Source organism: Sphaerisporangium flaviroseum, from assembly GCF_039537005.1.
Taxonomy (GTDB): Bacteria; Actinomycetota; Actinomycetes; order Streptosporangiales; family Streptosporangiaceae; genus Sphaerisporangium; species Sphaerisporangium flaviroseum.
On sequence record NZ_BAAAZR010000002.1, the window covers coordinates 463,769 to 483,371 of the forward strand.

The 19,603-nt window shown below is 70.2% G+C and carries 16 protein-coding genes and 1 pseudogene; 12 read left to right on the plus strand and 5 right to left on the minus strand.

Annotated elements, in window-relative coordinates; genetic code table 11:
- Positions 1-33: 33 nt before the first annotated feature.
- A pseudogene (locus tag ABD810_RS08335) lies at positions 34-576 on the plus strand (ATP-binding protein); the annotation flags it as partial.
- Positions 577-816: 240 nt separating this feature from the next.
- Here ABD810_RS08335 and ABD810_RS08345 read toward each other — a convergent pair.
- Complete coding sequence (locus ABD810_RS08345) at positions 817-1,569, minus strand: PQ-loop domain-containing transporter (RefSeq protein ID WP_344936391.1); 753 nt, start codon at positions 1,567-1,569, stop codon at positions 817-819.
- A gap of 127 nt (positions 1,570-1,696) precedes the next feature.
- Between ABD810_RS08345 and ABD810_RS08350 the strand changes: the two genes are divergently transcribed.
- The 6 genes from ABD810_RS08350 to ABD810_RS08375 all read left to right on the plus strand — a co-directional run bounded on the left by ABD810_RS08350 (position 1,697) and on the right by ABD810_RS08375 (position 9,327).
- Positions 1,697-2,182 carry an Lrp/AsnC family transcriptional regulator gene (locus tag ABD810_RS08350; RefSeq protein ID WP_344936394.1) on the plus strand — a complete coding sequence of 162 codons (486 nt, stop codon included), beginning with the start codon at positions 1,697-1,699 and terminating at the stop codon, positions 2,180-2,182.
- Positions 2,183-2,615: 433 nt separating this feature from the next.
- Entirely contained in the window at positions 2,616-3,992 is a 1,377-nt protein-coding gene (locus ABD810_RS08355; RefSeq protein WP_344936397.1) for a uracil-xanthine permease family protein, read from the plus strand.
- Positions 3,989-4,882 (plus strand): FAD binding domain-containing protein, encoded by an 894-nt coding sequence (locus ABD810_RS08360; protein WP_344936399.1) that lies wholly within the window; start codon positions 3,989-3,991, stop codon positions 4,880-4,882. The genes ABD810_RS08355 and ABD810_RS08360 overlap by 4 nt, the downstream gene beginning before the upstream one ends.
- Positions 4,875-5,363, plus strand: coding sequence for a (2Fe-2S)-binding protein (locus tag ABD810_RS08365; RefSeq protein WP_344936401.1), 489 nt, complete (start codon positions 4,875-4,877; stop codon positions 5,361-5,363). The genes ABD810_RS08360 and ABD810_RS08365 overlap by 8 nt, the downstream gene beginning before the upstream one ends.
- Entirely contained in the window at positions 5,360-7,750 is a 2,391-nt protein-coding gene (cutA, locus tag ABD810_RS08370) for an aerobic carbon-monoxide dehydrogenase large subunit (protein ID WP_344936404.1), read from the plus strand. The genes ABD810_RS08365 and cutA overlap by 4 nt, the downstream gene beginning before the upstream one ends.
- Before the next feature lie 167 nt (positions 7,751-7,917).
- The gene (locus tag ABD810_RS08375; protein WP_344936406.1) at positions 7,918-9,327 is read left to right on the plus strand and encodes a family 16 glycosylhydrolase; all 1,410 of its coding nucleotides are present in this window, start codon (positions 7,918-7,920) and stop codon (positions 9,325-9,327) included.
- Positions 9,328-9,365: 38 nt separating this feature from the next.
- On the opposite strand, the gene cydB is transcribed toward ABD810_RS08375, so the two are convergent.
- The 3 genes from cydB to ABD810_RS08390 form a co-directional block, all read right to left on the minus strand.
- The gene (gene cydB, locus ABD810_RS08380) at positions 9,366-10,328 is read right to left on the minus strand and encodes a cytochrome d ubiquinol oxidase subunit II (RefSeq protein ID WP_344936408.1); all 963 of its coding nucleotides are present in this window, start codon (positions 10,326-10,328) and stop codon (positions 9,366-9,368) included.
- Positions 10,329-10,337: 9 nt separating this feature from the next.
- The gene (locus ABD810_RS08385; RefSeq protein WP_344936410.1) at positions 10,338-11,786 is read right to left on the minus strand and encodes a cytochrome ubiquinol oxidase subunit I; all 1,449 of its coding nucleotides are present in this window, start codon (positions 11,784-11,786) and stop codon (positions 10,338-10,340) included.
- Between the two features lie 220 nt (positions 11,787-12,006).
- Complete coding sequence (locus tag ABD810_RS08390; protein ID WP_344936413.1) at positions 12,007-13,005, minus strand: polysaccharide deacetylase family protein; 999 nt, start codon at positions 13,003-13,005, stop codon at positions 12,007-12,009.
- Positions 13,006-13,273: 268 nt separating this feature from the next.
- On the opposite strand from ABD810_RS08390, the gene ABD810_RS08395 reads away from it, so the two are divergent.
- The 5 genes from ABD810_RS08395 to ABD810_RS08415 all read left to right on the plus strand — a co-directional run bounded on the left by ABD810_RS08395 (position 13,274) and on the right by ABD810_RS08415 (position 18,098).
- The gene (locus ABD810_RS08395) at positions 13,274-14,023 is read left to right on the plus strand and encodes a Crp/Fnr family transcriptional regulator (protein ID WP_344936415.1); all 750 of its coding nucleotides are present in this window, start codon (positions 13,274-13,276) and stop codon (positions 14,021-14,023) included.
- A 58-nt stretch (positions 14,024-14,081) separates the two neighbouring features.
- Positions 14,082-14,816: a hypothetical protein gene (locus ABD810_RS08400; protein WP_344936418.1), complete on the plus strand. Its 735-nt coding sequence runs from the start codon at positions 14,082-14,084 to the stop codon at positions 14,814-14,816.
- An 11-nt stretch (positions 14,817-14,827) separates the two neighbouring features.
- Complete coding sequence (locus ABD810_RS08405; protein ID WP_344936420.1) at positions 14,828-16,081, plus strand: tetratricopeptide repeat protein; 1,254 nt, start codon at positions 14,828-14,830, stop codon at positions 16,079-16,081.
- Positions 16,082-16,237: 156 nt separating this feature from the next.
- Positions 16,238-16,975: an SRPBCC family protein gene (locus ABD810_RS08410; protein ID WP_344936422.1), complete on the plus strand. Its 738-nt coding sequence runs from the start codon at positions 16,238-16,240 to the stop codon at positions 16,973-16,975.
- A gap of 220 nt (positions 16,976-17,195) precedes the next feature.
- A complete protein-coding gene (locus ABD810_RS08415) occupies positions 17,196-18,098 on the plus strand; it encodes a hypothetical protein (protein WP_344936424.1) in 903 nt (300 codons plus the stop codon).
- Positions 18,099-18,267: 169 nt separating this feature from the next.
- Here the strand turns inward: ABD810_RS08415 and ABD810_RS08420 are convergent, their stop codons facing one another.
- Positions 18,268-19,539 (minus strand): hypothetical protein, encoded by a 1,272-nt coding sequence (locus ABD810_RS08420; RefSeq protein ID WP_344936425.1) that lies wholly within the window; start codon positions 19,537-19,539, stop codon positions 18,268-18,270.
- Positions 19,540-19,603 lie beyond the last annotated feature (64 nt).

Genomic DNA, 19,603 nt, shown 5'->3' on the forward strand with positions numbered 1-19,603 from the left:
ACAGAAGCGCCTCGCCCCGCTGGAGCTTGCGCGATGTGGGCGACGCGAGGGTACATCGATGGCGTCATCTGGACGTCACCAAGCGAGCATGCAGAAGGCTTGGACCCCACTGGTAGTCCACCAGTACAGATACGAAGGGTCGGCCTCATTTCTCGGGAGTTCGATGAAGTGACGCGACCGCGTGAGGGCTGGCGGCGTGCCTTCCCTGGTGCGCCGGACCAGGCGTCAGAGGCGAGGTGGTTCGTCCGCTTCCTGCTCGGCAGCACTCCGTTCGCCGACGACGCGGAACTCGTCGTCGGCGAACTGGTGGGCAACGCCGTCCGCCACACCCGCAGCGGATCTCCCGGCGGTCACTTCACCGTCGAGATCACTCTCACCTCACCGCACCAGGAGCCCCTCCGCACCCCGGCGGCGGCGGTGAGCGTCCTGATCACCGTGTACGACCTCGGCGGAGGCGGGAGTCCGCGATTCGGTGACCACGACCAATGGGAAGACTCCTGCGAGGAAGACGGACGCGGGCTCCTCATCGTGACCGCCGTAGCGGATCGCGTCGGCTTCCAGGGCACCCCGGCGACCGGCCACAGGGTCTGGGCCTACCTCGCACGTCAGCCTGATCAAGAGACCACGTCAGCCGTGATCGCCAACCGCTCACACGCCAGCTCCGCGGTCCCGGCGAACGCGCCGACGCCCAGTTCAAGAGCTGGCGCATCCTCCGCAAGCTCGGATGCTGCCCCAACAAAGCCGGCCACCTGGTCAAGGCCATCGCCGTCCTACAGAACCACCACGCCGTTCACCCCGCATGAGGATGAAATGGATTCACGGATCGGCCCCGGCTTGCGAACAACGATCTTCTTCGTTTGGCAACGTCCCTTCATTTCTATTAGCCGTACAGGGCGGATCTTCGAAGCCGAGCGGCCGGTTTACGGAAATATGATGTGGATTCCGCCTACGCTGTGCCTGGAGTAACGTGGGGCGCCACCTCGACGGCTTTCTGGTGCTTGTGCGCCATATCCGGGTGAGCATGAGAACACTTGCGGTCACGCCGGTGATGCCAAGTGTGATCAAGCGCGGATCAGACCTGTGGAGGCCATAGATGGTCCAGCAGGAGAGTTCGCCGAAGATGAGCATCCAGGTCAAGCGTGAGATACCAGTGGGGTGTCTTGTCCGGTAGGCGGTCCAGATCGAGGGCGTGACTTGAATGATGGACGCCATGGTGAGCAGGTTGCCGAGGCCTGTGTGCCCGGCGACGGTGTATCCCGCGACGAGGAGCGCCGTCCAACCACCGATCAGCACCGCGGCCTGGGACGTGGCACTACCGCGTATGGCAAGCATCGTCGCAACCGCGCCGGCGAGGAGCGCCGCAGCGGAGGACGGCACGATGGCCGTCCAGTACCCGGACAATATGAAGTACACAAGCCAGGCGGTGTTGTTGAGACTGGTGAGCGTCGCCCACGACCATGAAACTCCTGCGGTGTCGTGCGTGACGCGCAGCTTGATTATCTGTGGCAGGTACTGAGGGATCCCGAACATCGCTGCGGCGACCGGGAGGTAGTCGACCAGTTGTCCCATGAGTAATTGCCGTCCACCTCAGGTTGGAACTGATAGCTCGGCTTGCTGAGCAATAATATGCCGAAATGGCCGAAAGAGGCTTGCTATCTTCTGCTTGTAGGGGGAAAAGTCGGCTAGGTTATTTGCTATGGATGCGACAGATCGCAAGATTCTTGCCGTGCTGCAGGTTGAGGGGCGGCTTACTGTGACCGAGTTGGCGCAGCGGGTCGGGCTGAGCGTGGCACCGTGCCACCGGCGGCTGCGCGAATTGGAACGGACGTGTGCCATCCGCGGATATCGGGCTGTCGTCGACCCCTCCGCGATCGATCTCGGTTTCGAGGTCCTGGTGGCCGTGACGATGGACCGAGAGGACGCGGGGACCATCGCGGCGTTCGAGAGCGGCCTGGCGACGGTCCCGGAGGTGCGCCATGCGGAACGGCTCTTCGGGGAACCCGACTATCTCGTCCGCGTCGCCACCGTCGACATCGCGGCCTACCAACGGCTTCGGGACGAGAAGCTCGCCACCCTGCCCGGTGTACGGCGGCTCACCTCGACGATCGTCATGAAACGCATCGTCAACGAGCGGCCCTTCCCAACCGCACCTCAATCCAACGCCATCACCCGCCACCACTAATGCCGTGATCGGAAAGGTTCGCCGACTTCGTGGGTTGGTTCTGAGGCACTCGCGATCACATCGGCACCTCGGAGGCGGGTGAAGCCCTGGAAGCACAGCCCGAGCGCAGCGAGGCCCATTTCCGATGAGGTACGCCCGGTCTCGGCCGGTGTGGCGGCAGTGACCGGCTTCGCCGGGGGTGATGGGGATCGAGTCATGCTTCGCGGTGGTGGTCGGCTGGGGGATTTCGGCGCTCACCCTTCTTCGCAGGGGATGGTGCGCAATAACAGTGCTGGTGAGGCGGGCACGTTTGGCAAGTCCTTACCATGTGGACGGCCCGGGACTGGTCTAATGTGCCCGCATCAAGCCACAACGGCAATAACGGTACGACGCCGCGGAGGTCCGCCTGCGGGGTGGCCACCGACCGCCCGGCCCGGTCAGTGAAGGGGCATTCATGGCCTTCGGATGGAAGTTGCACGGCGACGGGCGCGGTCTCGCTCCCGGCGAGGTGGTCAGGCCCGACGAGCGGCTGAGCTGGCCGCGGATGGTCGGGTTCGGCGCGCAGCACGTCATCGCCATGTTCGGCGCGACGTTCGTCTTCCCCGTGATCATGGGGTTGGACCCGAACGTGGCGATCATGATGTCCGGCGTCGCCACGATCCTGTTCCTGCTCATCGTGCAGGGCAAGATTCCCAGCTATCTGGGCACGTCGGCCTCGTTCGTCGGCGGGGCGGCGGCGATCACGGCGGCCGGCGGTGACAAGACGACGATCACCGGGGCCATCCTGGTGGCCGGTGTCGTGCTGGCCCTGGTCGGTGTGGCCGTCCACTATCTCGGCGTCGGCGCCATCAACCGCATTTTCCCGCCTGTGGTGACCGGCGCGGTGGTCATGCTCATCGGGTTCGGCCTCGCGTACGTGGTGGCCGACATCTACTGGCCGCAGGACCCGTGGATCGCTCTCATCACCATGGCGGTGACCGCCGTGATCCTCGTGGCCTTCAAGGGCTTCGTCGGCCGCATCGGCATCCTGCTTGGCCTGGTCGTCGGATTCGCGCTCTCTTGGGGCGCTGACAGGGTCTTCGGGAACATCACCGCGCTGAACGCGCCGATCGGCAAGGTCGACAGTCATCCCCGGGTGGACTTCTCGAAGGTCGCGGATGCCGACCTGTTCGGCGCCCCGCACTTGCACGGGCCCGGCTTCACCGTCTCGGCCATCGTGCTGGTGCTGCCGGCGGTGATCGCGCTGATCGCCGAGAACATCGGGCATGTCAAGGCCGTCGGCGAGATGACCGGCACCGACGTCGACCCGTACATGGGCCGCGCGATCTTCGCCGACGGTGTCGGCACCGCGGTGGCCAGCGCCGTCGGCGGCTCGCCCACCACGACCTACGCCGAGAACATCGGGGTCATGGCGGCGACCCGCGTCTACTCCACGGCCGCGTACTACATCGCCGCCGTGGTGGCGATCCTGTTCGGGTTCATGCCGAAGTTCGGCGCGCTGGTGGCGGCCACGCCGGGCGGCGTGCTCGGCGGCATCACCGTGATCCTCTACGGCATGATCGGCGTGCTCGGCGCCAAGATCTGGATCGAGAACCGCGTCGACTTCTCCGACCCGGTGAACATGGTGCCGATCGGAGCGGGCATCATCCTTGCCATCGGGCCGGTGTCGCACCAGATCACCGGCAGCTTCTCGCTCGCAGGCATCGCCCTCGGCACGATCGTGGTGCTCGGCGGGTACCACTTGCTGCGCGTGATCGCCGGACGTTCCCCGGCCACGGGTGAACCCGGGCCGGCGCCGGCCCGCGTGGAAGGGAGCGACAGCAGCACGTGAAGCCCTCGGCATTCGACTACCACGCCCCCACCGGCCTCGGCGAGGCCCTCCAGGTCCTTGCCGAGGCGGGGGCGCACGGCAAGGTGCTGGCCGGTGGCCAGAGCCTGATCCCGCTGCTCAACATGCGCCTGGCGGCCCCGTCGCATCTGATCGACATCAACCGGATCACCGCTCTCGACACCATCGACGTGCGGGACGGCGGCGTTCGCGTCGGCGCGCTGGCGCGGCACGCGGCGGTGGAGGGGTCCGCCTCGGCCGCCCGTGCGCAGCCGCTGCTCCGCACGGCGCTCAAGCTGGTCGCGCATCCGGTGATCCGCAACCGCGGCACCGTCGTGGGCAGCCTCGTCCACGCCGACCCCTCCGCCGAGTTGCCCGCCGTGCTCACCGTCCTCGACGGGTCGGTGCGGCTGGCACGGCACGGGCGCGACGAGCGCGACGTGCCGGCGAGCGAGTTCTTCACCGGCCCGATGGAGTCGGCCGTCGAGCCGGGGGAGCTGGCCGTCTCGGCGTTCTTCCCCTCGCTCGGCCCCCGCTCCGGAACCGCCTTCTGCGAGGTCGCGCGCAGGCACGGCGACTACGCGATGGCCGGCGCCGCCGCCCTGGTGGCCCTCGACGAGGATCTCCGCATCGCCTCGGCGCGCGTCGCCTGCGTGAGCGTCGGCCCGGTCCCGGTCCTGCTCGACGTGTCGGAGGTGTGCGCCCACCGGCCCGCCGCCTCGGTCGACTGGGCCGCCGTGGTGCGAGCCGTACGAGATCGCATCGATCCCGACGGCGACATCCACGCGACGGCCGGCTACCGAAGGCACCTGACCGGAGTGCTGGCCGAGCGTGCCTTGAAGATCGCCGCCCAGGAGGCGGCGACGGAGCGAGGGGAGCCGGTCGATGACTGAGGCGCTGCACGAGATCTCGCTGACCGTCAACGGGGTCGTGCGCCAGGCCCGGGTGCCGGGCCGGCGGCTGCTGTCCGACTGCCTGCGCCACGAGCTCGGCCTGACCGGCACCCACGTCGGCTGCGAGCACGGCGTCTGCGGATGCTGCACGGTGCTGCTCGACGGCGCGCCGGTGCGGTCGTGCCTGACCTTCGCGGTCACCGTGGACGGCCACGAGATCACCACCGTCGAGGGGCTGGCCGGGCCCGACGGGTCGCTGTCGCCGGTCCAGCGGGCGTTCTCCGAATGCCACGCGCTGCAGTGCGGCTTCTGCACCCCCGGTTTCCTGTGCACGGCGACGGCGCTGCTGCGCGACAACCCCACGCCCACCGATGACGAGGTGGTCGAGGGGATCTCGGGCAACCTGTGCCGGTGCACGGGCTACCAGAACATCGTCAAGGCGGTCCACCGCGCGGCCGAGCTAATGGGTGATGAGGCGTGACGACGAAGCTCTTCGGCGAGCCGGTCCAGCGTAGGGAGGACCGGCGGCTGATCACCGGTCAGGGCCGCTACGTCGACGACCTGGGAGGCAACGCGCTCGCCGCGGCCTTCGTGCGCTCGCCGCACGCCCACGCCCGCATCCGCGACATCGACGTGTCGGCCGCCCTCGACGTCGACGGCCTGGTCGCCATCTACACCTGGGAGGACCTGCCCGAGAGGGTGCGCGACCCGCTGCCGCTGCTGATCCCGCATCCCGCGCTCACCCACGGGCGCACCGCCTACCCGCTCGCCAGGGAGATCGTCCGGCACGTCGGCGAGCCGGTCGTCATGGTGGTGGCCCGCGACCGCTACCTGGCCGAGGACGCCGCCGCGCTCATCGAGGTGGAGTACGAGTTCCTCAAGCCGGTCGTCGGCATCGAGGAGGCCGCGCAGGGCGCCCACCTCGTCCACGAGGACGTGCCGGGCAACGTCGGCGCCCACCTGGTCCAGGAGGTGCCCTCGCCCCAGGGGAGGAGCGCGGGCGAGGCCATCGACGCGGCGCCGCACACGCTGTCGTTCCGGCTCGACTTCGAGCGCAGCGCCTCCATGCCGCTGGAGGGCCGCGGCGTGTACGCCCGGTGGGACGCCGACGACCGGTCACTGCGCGTGTTCTCCTCCACGCAGACCTCCACGAGCGTGCGCATGGCCATCGCGGCGAAGCTCGGCCTGCCGCTGCCCTCGGTGGAGGTGATCGCCCCGGACGTCGGCGGCGGCTTCGGCGTGAAGATCGTGCATCCCTGGCCGGAGGAGGTGCTGGTCCCCTGGGCGGCGATGCTGCTCGGCCAGGAGGTGAAATGGACCGAGGACCGGCGCGAGCACTTCATCTCCTCGGCCCACGAGCGGGGCCAGGTGCAGCACGTGCGCGTGGGGTTCGACGACGAGGGCCACATCCTGGGGCTCGAGGTGACGATCCTGCACGACCACGGGGCCTACACCCCGTACGGCATCATCGTGCCGATCATCACCTCCACCCAGCTTCTCGGGCCGTACCGCATCGGCGCTTACCGCGTGGAGTTCTCCTCCATCTACACCAACACCGTGCAGGTCACGCCTTACCGAGGGGCCGGGCGCCCGCAGGGGGTGTTCTGCATGGAGCGCACCATGGACCGCGTCGCGGCCCACCTCGGCCTCGACCGGGCGCAGGTCCGCGCGGCCAACTTCATCCAGCCCGACGAGTTCCCCTTCGACCAGGGCCTGATCTTCCAGGACGGCCGCCCGCTGATCTACGACAGCGGCGACTATCCCGAGTCACTGCGGATGATCAAGGAGCTGATCGGCTGGGACGGCTTCGCGGCCCTGAAGGCCGAGGCGGCCGCCGAGGGCCGGCGGCTCGGCATCGGTCTCGCCTGCTACGTCGAGGGCACGGGCGTCGGGCCGTACGAGGGCGGGCACGTGCAGGTCACCTCCGACGGGAGGGTGCACGTCTCGACCGGCCTGACCTCCCAGGGGCAGGGCCACGAGACGGTGTTCGCGCAGATCGCCGCCTCCGAGCTCGGGGTACCGCTCGACAGCGTCTCGGTGGTGACCGGCGACACCCGGCGCTTCGGCTACGCCGTCGGCACCTTCGCCTCGCGGGCCGCCGTGATGAGCGGCAACGCCATCGCCCTGGCCTGCCGCAAGGTGCGCGACAAGGCGCTGAGGATCGCCGGCGAGGCGCTGGAGGCCGATCCCCGCGACCTGGAGATCGAGGACGGCGTCGTCCGGGTCGCAGGCAACCCCGGGGCCTCCATCCCGCTGGCGACGGTCGCCGTGCTGTCGAACCCCCTGCGGTACGCCTTCGACGAGGAGACCAAGCGGGCCACCCAGTTCACCGGGGTCGCCTCGATGGACCGGCCGCCTGTGGACGAGGGTGACGAGCCGGGGCTGGAGGGGCGCGACTACTACTCTCCCGTCCGCTCGACGTTCGCCTCCGGCATGCACGCGGCCATCGTGGAGACCGATCCGGACACGGCGGAGATCCGCATCCTGCGGTACGCGGTGGTGCACGACTGCGGCAACCTCATCAACCCGATGATCGTCGAGGGGCAGATCCACGGGGGAGTCGCCCAGGGCGTGGGCGGCGCGCTGTACGAACGCATGGTCTACGACGGCCACGGCCAGTTGCTGAACGCCTCGTTCATGGATTTCCTGATGCCCTATGCGACCGAGGTCCCGTTCATCGAGACCGCGCACCTGGAAACGCCGTCGCCGCTGAACCCTCTGGGAATCAAGGGCGCGGGGGAGGCGGGGGTGATTCCGGTGTCCGCCGTCATCGCCTCGGCCGTCGAGGACGCCGAGGGAATCACCATCGACCGCATGCCCATCTCACCCTCTGAGCTGTACGAACTGCGTGACCGCCCGCGATCCTGACCAGGGCCGGGAACCTCGGGAAAAGGCCGTCGAACCCCTTTCTGACCTTGGAACCGTCCAAAAAACGAAAAACCGACGGGGCCTGATCTGGGCTGTTATCTTCTTCCAATTCACATGATCAAGGATCACTCACGGGAGTGCTCTGGTGACATTTGAGGGGGAGAAAGATGGCTGACCCGCGATCGACGAGCCCGCTTTTCTTACGCAAGCGTGCCGTCGCGGCGATCGTGGCCACCGGCGCCGTCGCCATGATCTGCGGAAGCGGTGTCGCCTCCGCGGCGGCGCAGAGCGTCACGATCAAGCCGACGGCCGACACCTCCTACTCGCAGGTGCCCCAGGACGGCGACGGCAGCGCCAAGACGACCCTGGTGACGTGCCCGGCCTCCTGTGAGGGGAATCCCAACGGCGAGCGGGAAGCGGTCGTCGGGTTCACGGTCTCGGGCCTGCCCTCCGGCGCCACCAACGTGACGGCCCGCCTGGAGCTGTACTCCTGGAATGCCTTCACCGCGACCACGACCACCGCCTACAAGGCCAGTGGCGGCGCCTCGGGCGCGGGAACCTGGGCGACCCGGCCGACGCTCGGCGCCGCGCTGGACTCCAGCACGGCGGTCACCCAGGGCTACAACGCCTGGGACGTGTCCTCCGCCGTCACGGGCAACGGCGCGGTGACGTTCGCCGTCCGCCAGTCGACCCGGAACAGCCGCGTCTACTGGGCCTCCGCCGACAACGCCGGCACGGCGATCCGGCCGCGCCTGATCGTGTCCTACACCGCGGGCGGCACGGCGTCGCCGACGCCCAAGCCCACCGCGACCGCGACGCCCAAGCCCACCGCGACGGCGACGAACCCGCCCGGGTGGCGGCTCGTCTGGTCCGACGAGTTCAACGGCACCACGCTCGACAAGACCAAGTGGAACACTCGGGACAGCTCCGTGGACTACGACCGCGCCTGCATCACCAGCCGGCCGCAGAACAACTTCGTGAGCAACGGCATGCTGACGCTGCGGGCCATCAAGGAAGACCGCACCTGCGCCGGCGGGACCCGTCACTACTCGACCGGCTACGTCGACACCATGGGCGGCAAGGCGTCGTTCACCTACGGCCGGTTCGAGACCCGCGCCAAGTCGCCGAACGGGCCGACCAACTCCAAGGGACTGTGGCCCGCCTTCTGGATGAGGCCCAACGACGGCGGCAACGGTGAGATCGACGTCACCGAGCTCCCCGGTGGCTCCCAGTACTACAAGGCGTCGACCGTCGCGATCTTCCGTGACTACACGCCCACCAAGAACGACTTCCGGTACACCTTCCCGAGCGGGTATCCGGGGGACGGGTTCCACACCTACACCACCGAGTGGGAGCCCGGCGTGATCCGGTGGTACGTCGACGGCAGGGAGATCTGGCGGCGGGAGGGCAACACGCCCACGTGGCTGAAGGACACGCTCGGCGGCGACTTAAATTACAACCGGAAGTTCAACCTGCGGCTGAACTTCCAGGTCGGCGGCTGGCTGGGCGACCCGGACGCCTCGACCGTCTTCCCGGCCGACTTCCAGGTCGACTACGTGCGCGTCTGGCAGCGCTAGGGCAGGCGGATCGACGCCGTGGGCGGCACCTGCCTGAGTCAGGCGGTGACGCGCCTGCGGAAGACCCAGTAGGTCCAGCCCTGGTAGGCCAGCACGAACGGCAGCGCGGCCAGCCCGATCCACGTGAGCATGCCCAGCGTGTACGGGCCGGAGGCCGCCTCGGCGACGGTGAGGCCGGGTAGCGGGGCCCTCCACAGGGTTCCGAACAGCGTGCCGGTGATCAGCACGATCGAGGCGGCGGTGGCGGTGAACGCCCAGCCCTCGCGCCGCCGCCAGATCAGCGCGACGGCGGCGGCCAGGGCAATCATGGCGGCCAGGGCCGCCGCCCACAACAGGGGATGGGAAGTCCAGCCGGCGCCCGCCACCTCCGCCCCGCCGGATCCGGCGGCCTCGGCCGTGCTCGCCGACGGCAGGGCGGGAAGCGCGACGACGGCGACGGGAAGGACCACGACGGCGGCGGCCAGCGCCGCGCGGCGGGCTCTGGCGCGCAGCGGTCCCGTCGTCTTCAGCGCGACGAACACCGCGCCGTGCAGGACGGCCAGCGTGAGCGACAGCGCGCCGCCGAGCAGGGTGCCGGGCAGGCTGCCGTACAGCAGGTTGCCGAAGATCCCTCCCCACAGGAACGCGGTCAGCACGCTTCCCGCCACGATGCCGGCGTCGCACAGCGCGCGTTCCCTTGCCAGGACCTTGCCGCGCCACTCGAGGGACACGCCACGCATGATGAGCCCGATGAGCACCATGACCAGGGGCAGGTAGAAGCCGCTGAGCAGCCCGGCGTACCAGGCGGGGAAGGCCGCGAACATGGCGCCGACGGCCGTGATCAGCCAGACCTCGTTGCCGTCCCACACCGGGCCGATCGTCGCGAGCATCTGCTTGCGCTCGCCCTCGTCGCGGGAGAGCAGGGGAAGCAGCGCGCCGACACCGAAGTCGAAGCCTTCGAGCACGAAGTAGCCGGTCCACAGGAACGCGATGACCAGGAACCAGACGGTGGTGAGCTCCATGGCGGTCTCCTAGTACATGAGGGTCGGTGCGAGCCGGGCGGGCTCGGCGTCGAGGTCGCCGGGACGGCCGGGTTCGACGATCGGCGTGACCGGTTCCGGGCCGGCCTTGATGTGGCGGACCAGCAGCCTGGCCTCGGCGAGCGCCAGCACGCCGTACAGGACCGTGAAGACCGACAGGGAGATCGCGACCTCGCTCAGGCTCACTCCCGGGGACACGCTCGCGGCCGTGAGCAGCTCACCCTGCACGGTCCAGGGCTGCCGCCCGATCTCGCTGAGCAGCCATCCGGAGATCATGGCGAGGGTGGGCAGGGGGAGCGCCAGCACGCAGGCCCGGGCGAACCACTCCGGCGTCGTGCGGCGGCGCCGGGTCAGCCAGAGGCCGAGGACCGAGAGGCCCACCGTGGAGAGCCCGAACACGATCATGACGCGGAACGACCAGTACACCACCGGCAGGTTCGGCTGGTAGTCACCGGGGCCGAAGCTCTGCTCGTACCGCTTCTGGATGTCGTCGAGCCCTTGGATCTCGGCGTACGGGTCGTGCGCCGACAGCAGGCTCAGCAGCTTGGGCACCTCGATGCCGGGCACGGGGGAGAACGGCGCGCCCTCGACGTCGTGCCGCAGCCCTTCCGCCGCGGCCAGCTTCATCGGCTGCTGTTCGTGGAGCAACCGGGCCGACGTGTCGCCGCTGCCCGCGGCGACCACCCCGGCGATCGCCGTCATGACCAGCGCGGCCCGAAGGCTCGTCCGCCACATGGCCGGCTCGGCCGGGACGCGGGCGGCCCGTCCGCGCGGGGTCCGGGTGAAGGGCACGGTCGTGTCCCCGGTGGCGTCACGGCGCTCGCGCAGGATCCGGTAGCCGCTCACCGCGATGACGAAGGCCCCGGCGACGATGAAGGCGGCGGCGACCACATGCGGCACCTGGGCGAGGGCCGTCGAGTTCGTCAGCACCGCCCACAGGTCGGTCATCCTCGCCCGCCCGTCGACCACTTCGTAGCCCACGGGGTGCTTCATCCAGGCGTTGGCCGCGAGGATGAAGTACGCCGACAGGTTGGACCCGATGGCGGCGGCCCAGATGCACGCCAGGTGGATCCTCTTGGGCAGCCGGTCCCAGCCGAAGATCCACAGGCCGAGGAACGTGGACTCCAGGAAGAACGCGAGCAACGCCTCCATCGCCAGCGGCGCGCCGAACACGTCACCGACGAACGTGGAGTACTCACTCCAGTTCATCCCGAACTGGAACTCCTGCACGAGGCCCGTGACCACGCCCATCGCGAAGTTGATCAGGAAGAGCTTGCCGAAGAACCTGGTCAGCCTGAGGTAGTGCTCCTTGCCGGTCCGGTGCCAGGCCGTCTGCAGCCCGGCGACGAAGACGCCCAGGCCGATCGTGAGGGGTACGAAGAGAAAGTGGTACACGGTGGTGACCCCGAACTGCCACCGCGCCAGGTCCAGTGCGTCCATTTCCCCTCACTAGTGCACGAGCTCTACAAGCTGTAGTTCTACTTCTAGTAGTACTACAGGCTGTAGAGCAAAGAGCCGAGGAAGGCACCGCGAGCCTTGCGATCTCTGTCACACCGGCGCCGGATCCTCCTGGCGGCGTATGCAATGATCGCTCGCCGTGCGTGCCCGGCGCGTCACCCACGGGGCTGATGACGGAGTACGCCGCCCGGCGGAGTAAAGGTCAGATCCCGCCCGCTTGGAGGTAGGCGCCCAGATCGCCCAGCTCGAAGCCACGCCGTTCGATCTTGTCGAGCAGGATGCGGAAATCCCTGGCCAGATGGGGCCGGAAGTGCAGCAGCAGGATGTCGCCGGGATGGAGTCGCATGTCCGGCGTCTGGTAGGAGATCTTCCCGCCCGGCTGCACGCTCGCCGTCCACAGGAGTACGGCCGAGATGCCACATGCCTTGGCGGCCCGGATGGTCGTCTCGTTGAGGTTGCCGAACGGCGGGCGGAACAGCGTGGGGCGGCGCCCGGTCTCCTCGGTGATGACCTTCGCCGAGCCGCAGATCTCGGCCTTCTGCGCCTTGTACCCGAGCTGCCACAGGTTCGGGTGGGTGAGCGTGTGGTCCTCGATCGGCACGCCGAGATCGCGCAGTTCACGGAAGTAGGACCACTTGCCCGCGCCCACGTACCGCCCGCCGGCCGCGGAGGCGTCCGGCACGCCCCGGGCCTCCACCGCGTCGCGCAGGGCGAACACCGTGATCGGCACCGCGCGCTCCCTGACCAGCTCGACGAAGCCCGGATCCTGCTCCCAGCCGTCGTCGATGGTGAGGAAGACGACCTTGCGCTTCGTCGGGATGGCGCTGATCACCGGAGGCGACGAGCTCGCGCGTTTCCTGATGCGGCCGACCTCACCCGGGCGGGGGAGCGCCCCCGCGGGCCGGGCGGGAGTGGTCACCGCCGAGGGCGAAGGGCTGGGGTAGGGGGACGTCGCGGGGGTCACGCCGGGCGACGCGGCGGGGGGCGGGTACACGGGTGCGGGGGTCGCGTCCGCGAGTGCCGCTGGAGTCGCGCCGGATAACGCGGCAGGTGGCGCCGCGAGGGCTGCCTTCGATGCCGATGGGGCTTCCGAGGCCCCAGGGACCGAGGTGCCGCTCGCCGAGCAGACCCCGGCCAGTGCGATGCCAAGCGCGGCGCGTACCGCCTTCCGTCCCGAGATCATGGTGAGCCATCTTGCCATCGAGACGATCCCTTGCAGAAAGCCCACGGTCAGACTGGTTTTCCTGCTGGTCGGCCGCAAGGTCTTCGCAAGGACTCTTACGCATAGTTGAAGGGCAAAACGAATTTCGCGACATCCGAAGCACGGTGAGGCCAGTCCAGATCCACAGGAAACGCTCACTGAGCTGCTCGAACCGTCGTGGGCACCACCCCTCATCCGCGGAAGGCCGGTCATGGGGGCCCGGCCTTCAACCATCCGGCCCTGAGCCCATCACACTGGGAGGATCACCATGACCGGCCCCGAACCCAGACGGCGCCGCGTGATTCGCAAGGTAGGCGGCTGGCCCCGGGGGAGCTTCCTCGGCGGCCTCAGCGAGCCCGCCAGAGAAGGACTGCTCGGGCTGGGGCGCCCGCGGCAGTACACGGTGGGCGAGGCGCTGATGGTCGAGGGCGACCGCTGCACCGACGTCTTCCTGCTCGTGGACGCCTGCGCCAAGGTCACGGCGAGCACCGAGAACGGCAAGGTCGCGCTGCTGGGCATACGGGCCGGCGGCGACCTCGTGGGGGAGTCCGCGGCCCTGGACGGCCGGCCCCGGGCGGCCACTGTCACCGCGGCCGGGCCCTGCCTGGTGCAGCTCATCACCAAGGACGCCTTCGTCGGCTTCCTCCGAAGCTGTCCTGAGGCCTCCCTTGCGGTCGACCGTGCGGCCGTCGACCAGGCGCGCTGGACGGCCCGCCGCCGGGTCGAATACGACACGTTCTCGGCCCTCACGCGGCTGGCCCGCGTCCTGGTCGAGCTCGCGTGGTCGTACGGCGAGCCGGTGCGCGAGGGCGTCGAGATCGGCGTCACCTTCACCCAGCCGGAGCTCGCGGCACTCGTCGGCGCCGCCGACCCCACCGTGCACAAGGCGCTGAGCGTGCTGCGCAGGGCCGGCGTCCTCGGCACGGGCTACCCCCACATCGTCGTCCACGACCTTCGCCGGTTGCAGACCTTCGCCGGACTCGGCGGCAACCCGTTGGACTATGAGGTTCCGGCGTGAGCGCGGCGGGTCGCTGTGTGCACTCCAGCCCCGCCGCCTCATCACAAGGAGGGAACCGGTGAACGACCTGAGCGGAGAGGTCCGTCGGCTCTGCATCGCGCTGGAGGTCGAGGAGAACGGCCGGCGTACCGATCCCGAGCGGAGGAAGATCCGGCGCCGCCTCGCCGAGGTGATCGCCGACGTGGGCAAGGAGGCCGGTCTCGACCGGCTCTATGTCGCCGAGCGCGGCACCCCCGTCGAGAGCGGCACCACCACCGTCATGTACCGAGAGGAACAGGGAGACGGGCTGCTGCTCCTGCTGCCATCGGGCGTGAGCGAGGCACGCGTCATCGCCGGCTTCATCGGCGAGATGCGCCTCGCCCTCCGCCGGCACAACCGCCAGCTGCGCAGGGACGACCCCGAGCGGCTGCGGCTTCGTGTGGCGTTCCACCAGGGCCCCACGCAGGTCGGCGACAGCGGGTTCGCCGGCAGGGCGGTCGCCATGGTGTGCCACCTGCGCGACGGTGAGGAGCCGCGCCGCGCGCTGGAGCGGAACCCGGACGCCGACCTGGCCGTCATCGTCTCGGCGCAGCTCTTCGAGGACGTGATCGAGCACGAGCACCGCGATCTGCGCAAGCACATGTTCCGCCCGGTGACCGTGAACGCGGGCGAGGTCGTCGCCGAGGCCTGGATCGGCCTCCCGGACACCGTCGGGGGCAGGCTACCCTTCTCGCGCCAGGCCCGTGCCAACCGTTCACCGGCGCGGGAGCGTTCCACGCTGTACGGACCCATCGTCAACATCGACGAGTACTGACGGAAGCGGCTATGGATGGCGAAGACGGCAGGAACGGGACCGAGTCGCTGATCGCCGTCGCGGGTCTGGCCGTCGTACGGGCGCTGCACGCGCACCGGGCCTCGCTCAGACGCCGGGAGCACGATGGCGTAGGGCTCTCCGAGCAGGAGCGCCGCCGGTACGCCGAGGCGTTGAAGGCGGCGATAGGGCAGCACGCCGGTGGGGAGCCGGCGGAGGCCCTGCGCGGGTACGGCGCGCTCCTGCAACTGTCGCCCAACGACCCGGTGGCGCTGACCAACGCGGCGCAGATCTGGATCGACCACGGCGTGAGCCTCCAGGACGCGGCGCGGGCGCTGGACCTGGCCACGGCGGCGACGACGGACCCCGGCAAGCGGGCCTGCGTGGGGATCCAGCGCGCGCGCCTGCACCTTTGCTTCGGGCGGTACTCCGAAGCGGTAGCCGAGCTGTCCTCGTCGGTGACCGTGCTCCCCGACCCGGGAGCCGATCCGGCGCCCACGGCGTGGTACCTCCTCGGCACCTGCCTGATGGAGATGGGGGACGAGCCGGGGGCCCAGCGCGCGTTCCGTACGGTGCTGGCGCATCGGCCGCTGGCGGTCGAGGCGTGGATCGCCCTGGCGCGTCTGGTCGCAGAGAGCGACCGGCCGGCCGCTTGCAAGCTGCTGGAACACGGGCAGGACTTCATCGCCCCGCCAGAGCGGGCCGGGCCGGGCGCCCCGCCTGAGGAGCCGGGCCGGGAACAGGACGGGCGTCCTGGGGGGCTCGCCGCGCGGCAGGCCGGCGCCGGCCTGCTGGTGGAGGCGGCGCTCATCATGCTGGAGCCGCCCAGGGACCACGAGCAGGCGCGTGCGTTCCTCGACAGGGCCGCCCGGCTGTGCCCGGAGAGTCCCTATCCGCTGGTCAACCATGCGGGGATCGACGAGGAACTGCGCGATCTCGCCGCGTTCCGGCGGCACATGGGGGAGGCCGTCCCGAAGGTCCGGCACACGGACCGGCGCCTGATCGCGCACATGCTGAACGAGGCGTTCACCGGCGAATACGGGGACATCACGCTGGCCGCGATGGGGGAGTGCGGCCTCATCGACCGCGCCGAGCTGCGCCGGCGCCTGGAAGCGTGGGAACACCAGCGCTCCACACGGGAACGATCCACGACCGTCCACCACTACTACAACGGCGTCGTCGCCGGGCACGGAGCGCTCGTGTCCGGCGTCAGGCCCGCCTACAGCCTCAACGGAGGGACGGCGATGACCGGCGACGACATCTCCTAGCCCGCCGGTGCTGGCGGTGGTGTTAGCGTGACGTGCACACGGGACGGGTGACGGTGACCCGGCGCAACCTGACGAGCCCGGGAGCCACCGCCAGGCAGATGTTGCCCTTATCCAGGTCGCGGGCAAGTCTCTAGTCTCTCGGCATCGGAGGTGTCCATGAAGGTCGTCGGCAGTGCCCTCGTCGGAGTCGATCGAGGGCGGGTGTGGGCCGCGCTCCGGGATCCGGCGGTTCTCGTCCGCACCATCCCCGGATGCGAGCGGCTCGAGGCCACGGGCGCCGACACCTACCGCATGACGGTGAGCGCGGGGGTCGCCTCGATCAAGGGTGTCTACCAGGGCGAGGTCGCCCTGTCCGACCCTGAGGAGCCCGAGCGGTTCACGCTCCGCGCGCGCGGCGCGGGAGCCCCCGGCACCGTGGACGCCACCGTGCGCATCCGGCTGAGCGAGGCCGACGGCGGCGCCACCCGGGTCGACTACGACGCCGAGGCCGTCGTCGGCGGCATGATCGGCGGCGTGGGGCAGCGCATGCTGGGCTCGGTCGCCAAGAAGACGGCCGGGGAGTTCTTCAGCGCGGTCGAGCAGCATCTCCAGGTCGGCGCGCCGCCGGCCGGCGGCCCGGCCGAGGTGGTCCTCGCGTCGCCGGGCGCCGGGGCCCCGGCCCTGGCCGAGGCGGTCGGCGTCGCGGGCCAGGTGTTCGAGCGGCCCCGAGCCGCGACGGGCGAGGTGTTCGAGCGGCCCCGAGCCGCGACGGGCGAGGTGTTCGAGCGGCCCCGAGCCGAGCGCGCCGGCTCCGCTCCGGTCTGGCCGGTGCTCACGGCTTTCGGCATGGGCGCGGGCGTCGCCCTCGGCAGCGCGGTCATCGGGTGGCTGCTCGGGCGCACCGGCCGCCGGTAGCCGGGTTCGTTAGATCTTTCCCCTGCCTCCGGCAACGGGGAGGCGTGCCCGCGCCGGCGATCGATGGACCCTTTAGGCGACCAGGCTGACGGCCGGGCTTGCGTCCGGCCATGGACGGGACGGCCGCGTCGCCGATGGGCCGGCACGTCTCAGCTCCAGGTAGATCCCGAGCTTGTTACGGAACCTCGCGGAAGAGGATCTCCCGGCGTAACGTGGTGATATGCGTGAGTTCCGTGCGGAGGACGCTCGATCGGAGGCCCGACGACTCATCCGCGATCTTCTGGGTGAGGAGCACCCGACGGCCGGATTACTGCTGAGCCAGGCGAAAGCCGTGCTCGGCGACGACCGCATGGCCCGCTGCGTCGAGCTGGCTCAAGGAGCGTCGCTCACCCGGCGGTCCTCCGAGCTGGCCGCCATCGCCGGCCTGTTCACCGGCACCGGACTGCTGGGCACGGGCTGGTGGACGGCGGGACGCGGCGGGAAGATCCCCGCTCCCGATGAGGTGCTCGCCGCCAACACCGCCATCGAACCGTGGACCGATCTCACCGTGCTGGAGATGCTGGCCGCGTGGATCGCCGACGACTCGGCAGACGCGGCGTGGGGTGTGCCCATCGGGTCGGTCGACCTCAACTCCTGGCAGGGGGAGGACCGCGTCGAGCTTCCCGGCGACGCCGTTCCCGGCCGGCGCCTCGTCGTCTCGTTCGACGCCGGAGGCCGCCTGGACGCGGTGGTGCTGGAACGGCCGGACGGCACGCTCGGCTCCAACCTCGACTTCGCGTCACTGCGCTACTCCGGGCCCGCCGAGACCCAGTGGAGCTGGGGCGTGGCGGCGGGGCTCGGCCCGCACCCGCTGCCCGGCGAGAACCCCGACCCCTACGCCGTGACGGTCGACCGTAACGCGGGCGAACGGCTCCGCCAGTGGGCGCTGCGCCACGGCGCCACGGAGGAGCAGGTGGGCCCGTGGTGGGAGGTCAAGGGCGACGTGATCACGGCGATCGAGCGTGTCGACTGGATGTGGCGCAGCGGAGAGTGGTTCGCCTGGTGGCGCGCCACCTCGGCGCTGGTCGGCGGCGACCCCGCCCAGCTCGCGGCCCGCATGGAGGACATCTCCTCCGAACCCTGAACCGCGGATCATACGGTCCGGCCCGCGGGCCGGTCCGAGGGCCCGCTCGCCGCACGTCGGCTCGGTCGCACCCGCTCCGCGGCTCGGTCGCACCCTCCGCGGCTCGGTCTCACCCGCTCCGCGGCTCGGCCTCTCTCCCCCGTGGCTCCCCGCTCGCCCGCTCTTTCGCTCACCCGGTCGGCGAGGAGGCGACATGGCGTAGCCGGGAGATGCCCGGCACCGCCAGCCGTGAGAGCTCGCGCCCTCCTTGGCCGTCGAGCCGCACGACACCGCCGCTGATCCCCGCGTAGACGCTCTTCTCGTCCGGGGAGATCGCGACGCCCAGGGCGGCGGCCGGCAACCGCCACGCGCCCCGGATGGTCAGGGCGCCGGTGCCGACGGCCCGTACCGAGGGACCGGCGGCGATGTACAGCGAGTCGCCGGCGGCGGAGGCCCACGCGGTCCCCGAGGAGGCGCCGATCGACACCGTCCGCTCGATCGCCAGCGACTCGGTGGCGGCCTGGGCCAGCGTGCCGGTGGTGCCGTCGTAGATGTACAGGCTGTCATAGGAGATCGCCAGCGTGTGGTTCTCCGCCGGGCCCCGTCCGAACGGTTCGGGGAGGTCGAGGCAGTAGGCCCACTGTTGCGTCAGGTCCAGTACGTGGACGAAAGCGTGGACGCCCGTCGTCCGGCCGGCGACCAGGTCACGGGTGTGCAGGTGGTCGGGCTGGTGGGTGTAGAGCGTGTAGAGCCGCCGGCCGCTGGTGTCCATCACGGCGATACGGCCTTCCCCTCGCATGGTCTCCTCGGCGCCCTTCGGCACCGGCGTCTTGTCGCGGGTGAGCAGGCTGAGGAACTTCCGCTGCCCAACGCTGTACGCCTTGACGCGGTAGCCCTCCGGGGCGGTCGCGGGGAGGTACTGCAGGAGGAACAGCACGCTCCCATCGCTGGAGAAGCCGTCCGGCTCGAAGTTGCCGTCCAGGCGCAGCACCTGCGGCGCGGTGGATTCCCTGGGGTCGGCGACCACCAGGGTCGTGATGCGGCGCCCGGGCTTGCCGTACGGGTCGGCCTGTGCCGGGGCGCCGAGCACCACACTGGTCCCGAGGGGGGACACCGCGCGGGCGACGAGCCCGGGCGGGACCGGCGTCCGGCTCAGCTCCCTGCCGGTACGGGCGTCCAGCGTCAGCAGCCGGCCCGCCGGTGACACGGTGTAGAGGCGGCTCCAGTCGGCCGCCGGCACCGGCCGTGCCGAGGAGTAGATCGTGGCCCCGGTACCGGCGTCGATGGCCGACAGGTTGGTCGAGACGTCGGCGTAGAGCACGTGGGCCGCGGGCGCCGGGGTCCCGCTCGCCTGTGCCCGTACGGGGGAGGCGGGAGTGCCCGCCGGGTCCCGCGTGCAGGACGCGAGCAGTGCCGCGCCGGCCAGACCGCCCGTTATCGTGAAGAAGTCGCGTCGCTCCATGCCCTTACTACCGTTCCCCCGAGCGCGAGGTTCCCGGTGCGGGTGACCGGGTCCTGCACCCGGC

What these genes read in the sequence shown, in the direction of transcription:
- ABD810_RS08390 (WP_344936413.1), bottom strand. Translation starts at nt 13,005, where the DNA reads ATGGCAAGATGGCTCACCATGATCTCGGGACGGAAGGCGGTACGCGCC.
- ABD810_RS08385 (WP_344936410.1), bottom strand. Translation starts at nt 11,786, where the DNA reads ATGGACGCACTGGACCTGGCGCGGTGGCAGTTCGGGGTCACCACCGTG.
- ABD810_RS08345 (WP_344936391.1), bottom strand. Translation starts at nt 1,569, where the DNA reads ATGGGACAACTGGTCGACTACCTCCCGGTCGCCGCAGCGATGTTCGGG.
- cydB (WP_344936408.1), bottom strand. Translation starts at nt 10,328, where the DNA reads ATGGAGCTCACCACCGTCTGGTTCCTGGTCATCGCGTTCCTGTGGACC.
- ABD810_RS08415 (WP_344936424.1), top strand. Translation starts at nt 17,196, where the DNA reads ATGCGTGAGTTCCGTGCGGAGGACGCTCGATCGGAGGCCCGACGACTC.
- ABD810_RS08355 (WP_344936397.1), top strand. Translation starts at nt 2,616, where the DNA reads ATGGCCTTCGGATGGAAGTTGCACGGCGACGGGCGCGGTCTCGCTCCC.
- ABD810_RS08350 (WP_344936394.1), top strand. Translation starts at nt 1,697, where the DNA reads ATGGATGCGACAGATCGCAAGATTCTTGCCGTGCTGCAGGTTGAGGGG.
- ABD810_RS08420 (WP_344936425.1), bottom strand. Translation starts at nt 19,539, where the DNA reads ATGGAGCGACGCGACTTCTTCACGATAACGGGCGGTCTGGCCGGCGCG.
- ABD810_RS08375 (WP_344936406.1), top strand. Translation starts at nt 7,918, where the DNA reads ATGGCTGACCCGCGATCGACGAGCCCGCTTTTCTTACGCAAGCGTGCC.
- ABD810_RS08395 (WP_344936415.1), top strand. Translation starts at nt 13,274, where the DNA reads ATGACCGGCCCCGAACCCAGACGGCGCCGCGTGATTCGCAAGGTAGGC.
- ABD810_RS08410 (WP_344936422.1), top strand. Translation starts at nt 16,238, where the DNA reads ATGAAGGTCGTCGGCAGTGCCCTCGTCGGAGTCGATCGAGGGCGGGTG.
- ABD810_RS08365 (WP_344936401.1), top strand. Translation starts at nt 4,875, where the DNA reads ATGACTGAGGCGCTGCACGAGATCTCGCTGACCGTCAACGGGGTCGTG.
- ABD810_RS08405 (WP_344936420.1), top strand. Translation starts at nt 14,828, where the DNA reads ATGGATGGCGAAGACGGCAGGAACGGGACCGAGTCGCTGATCGCCGTC.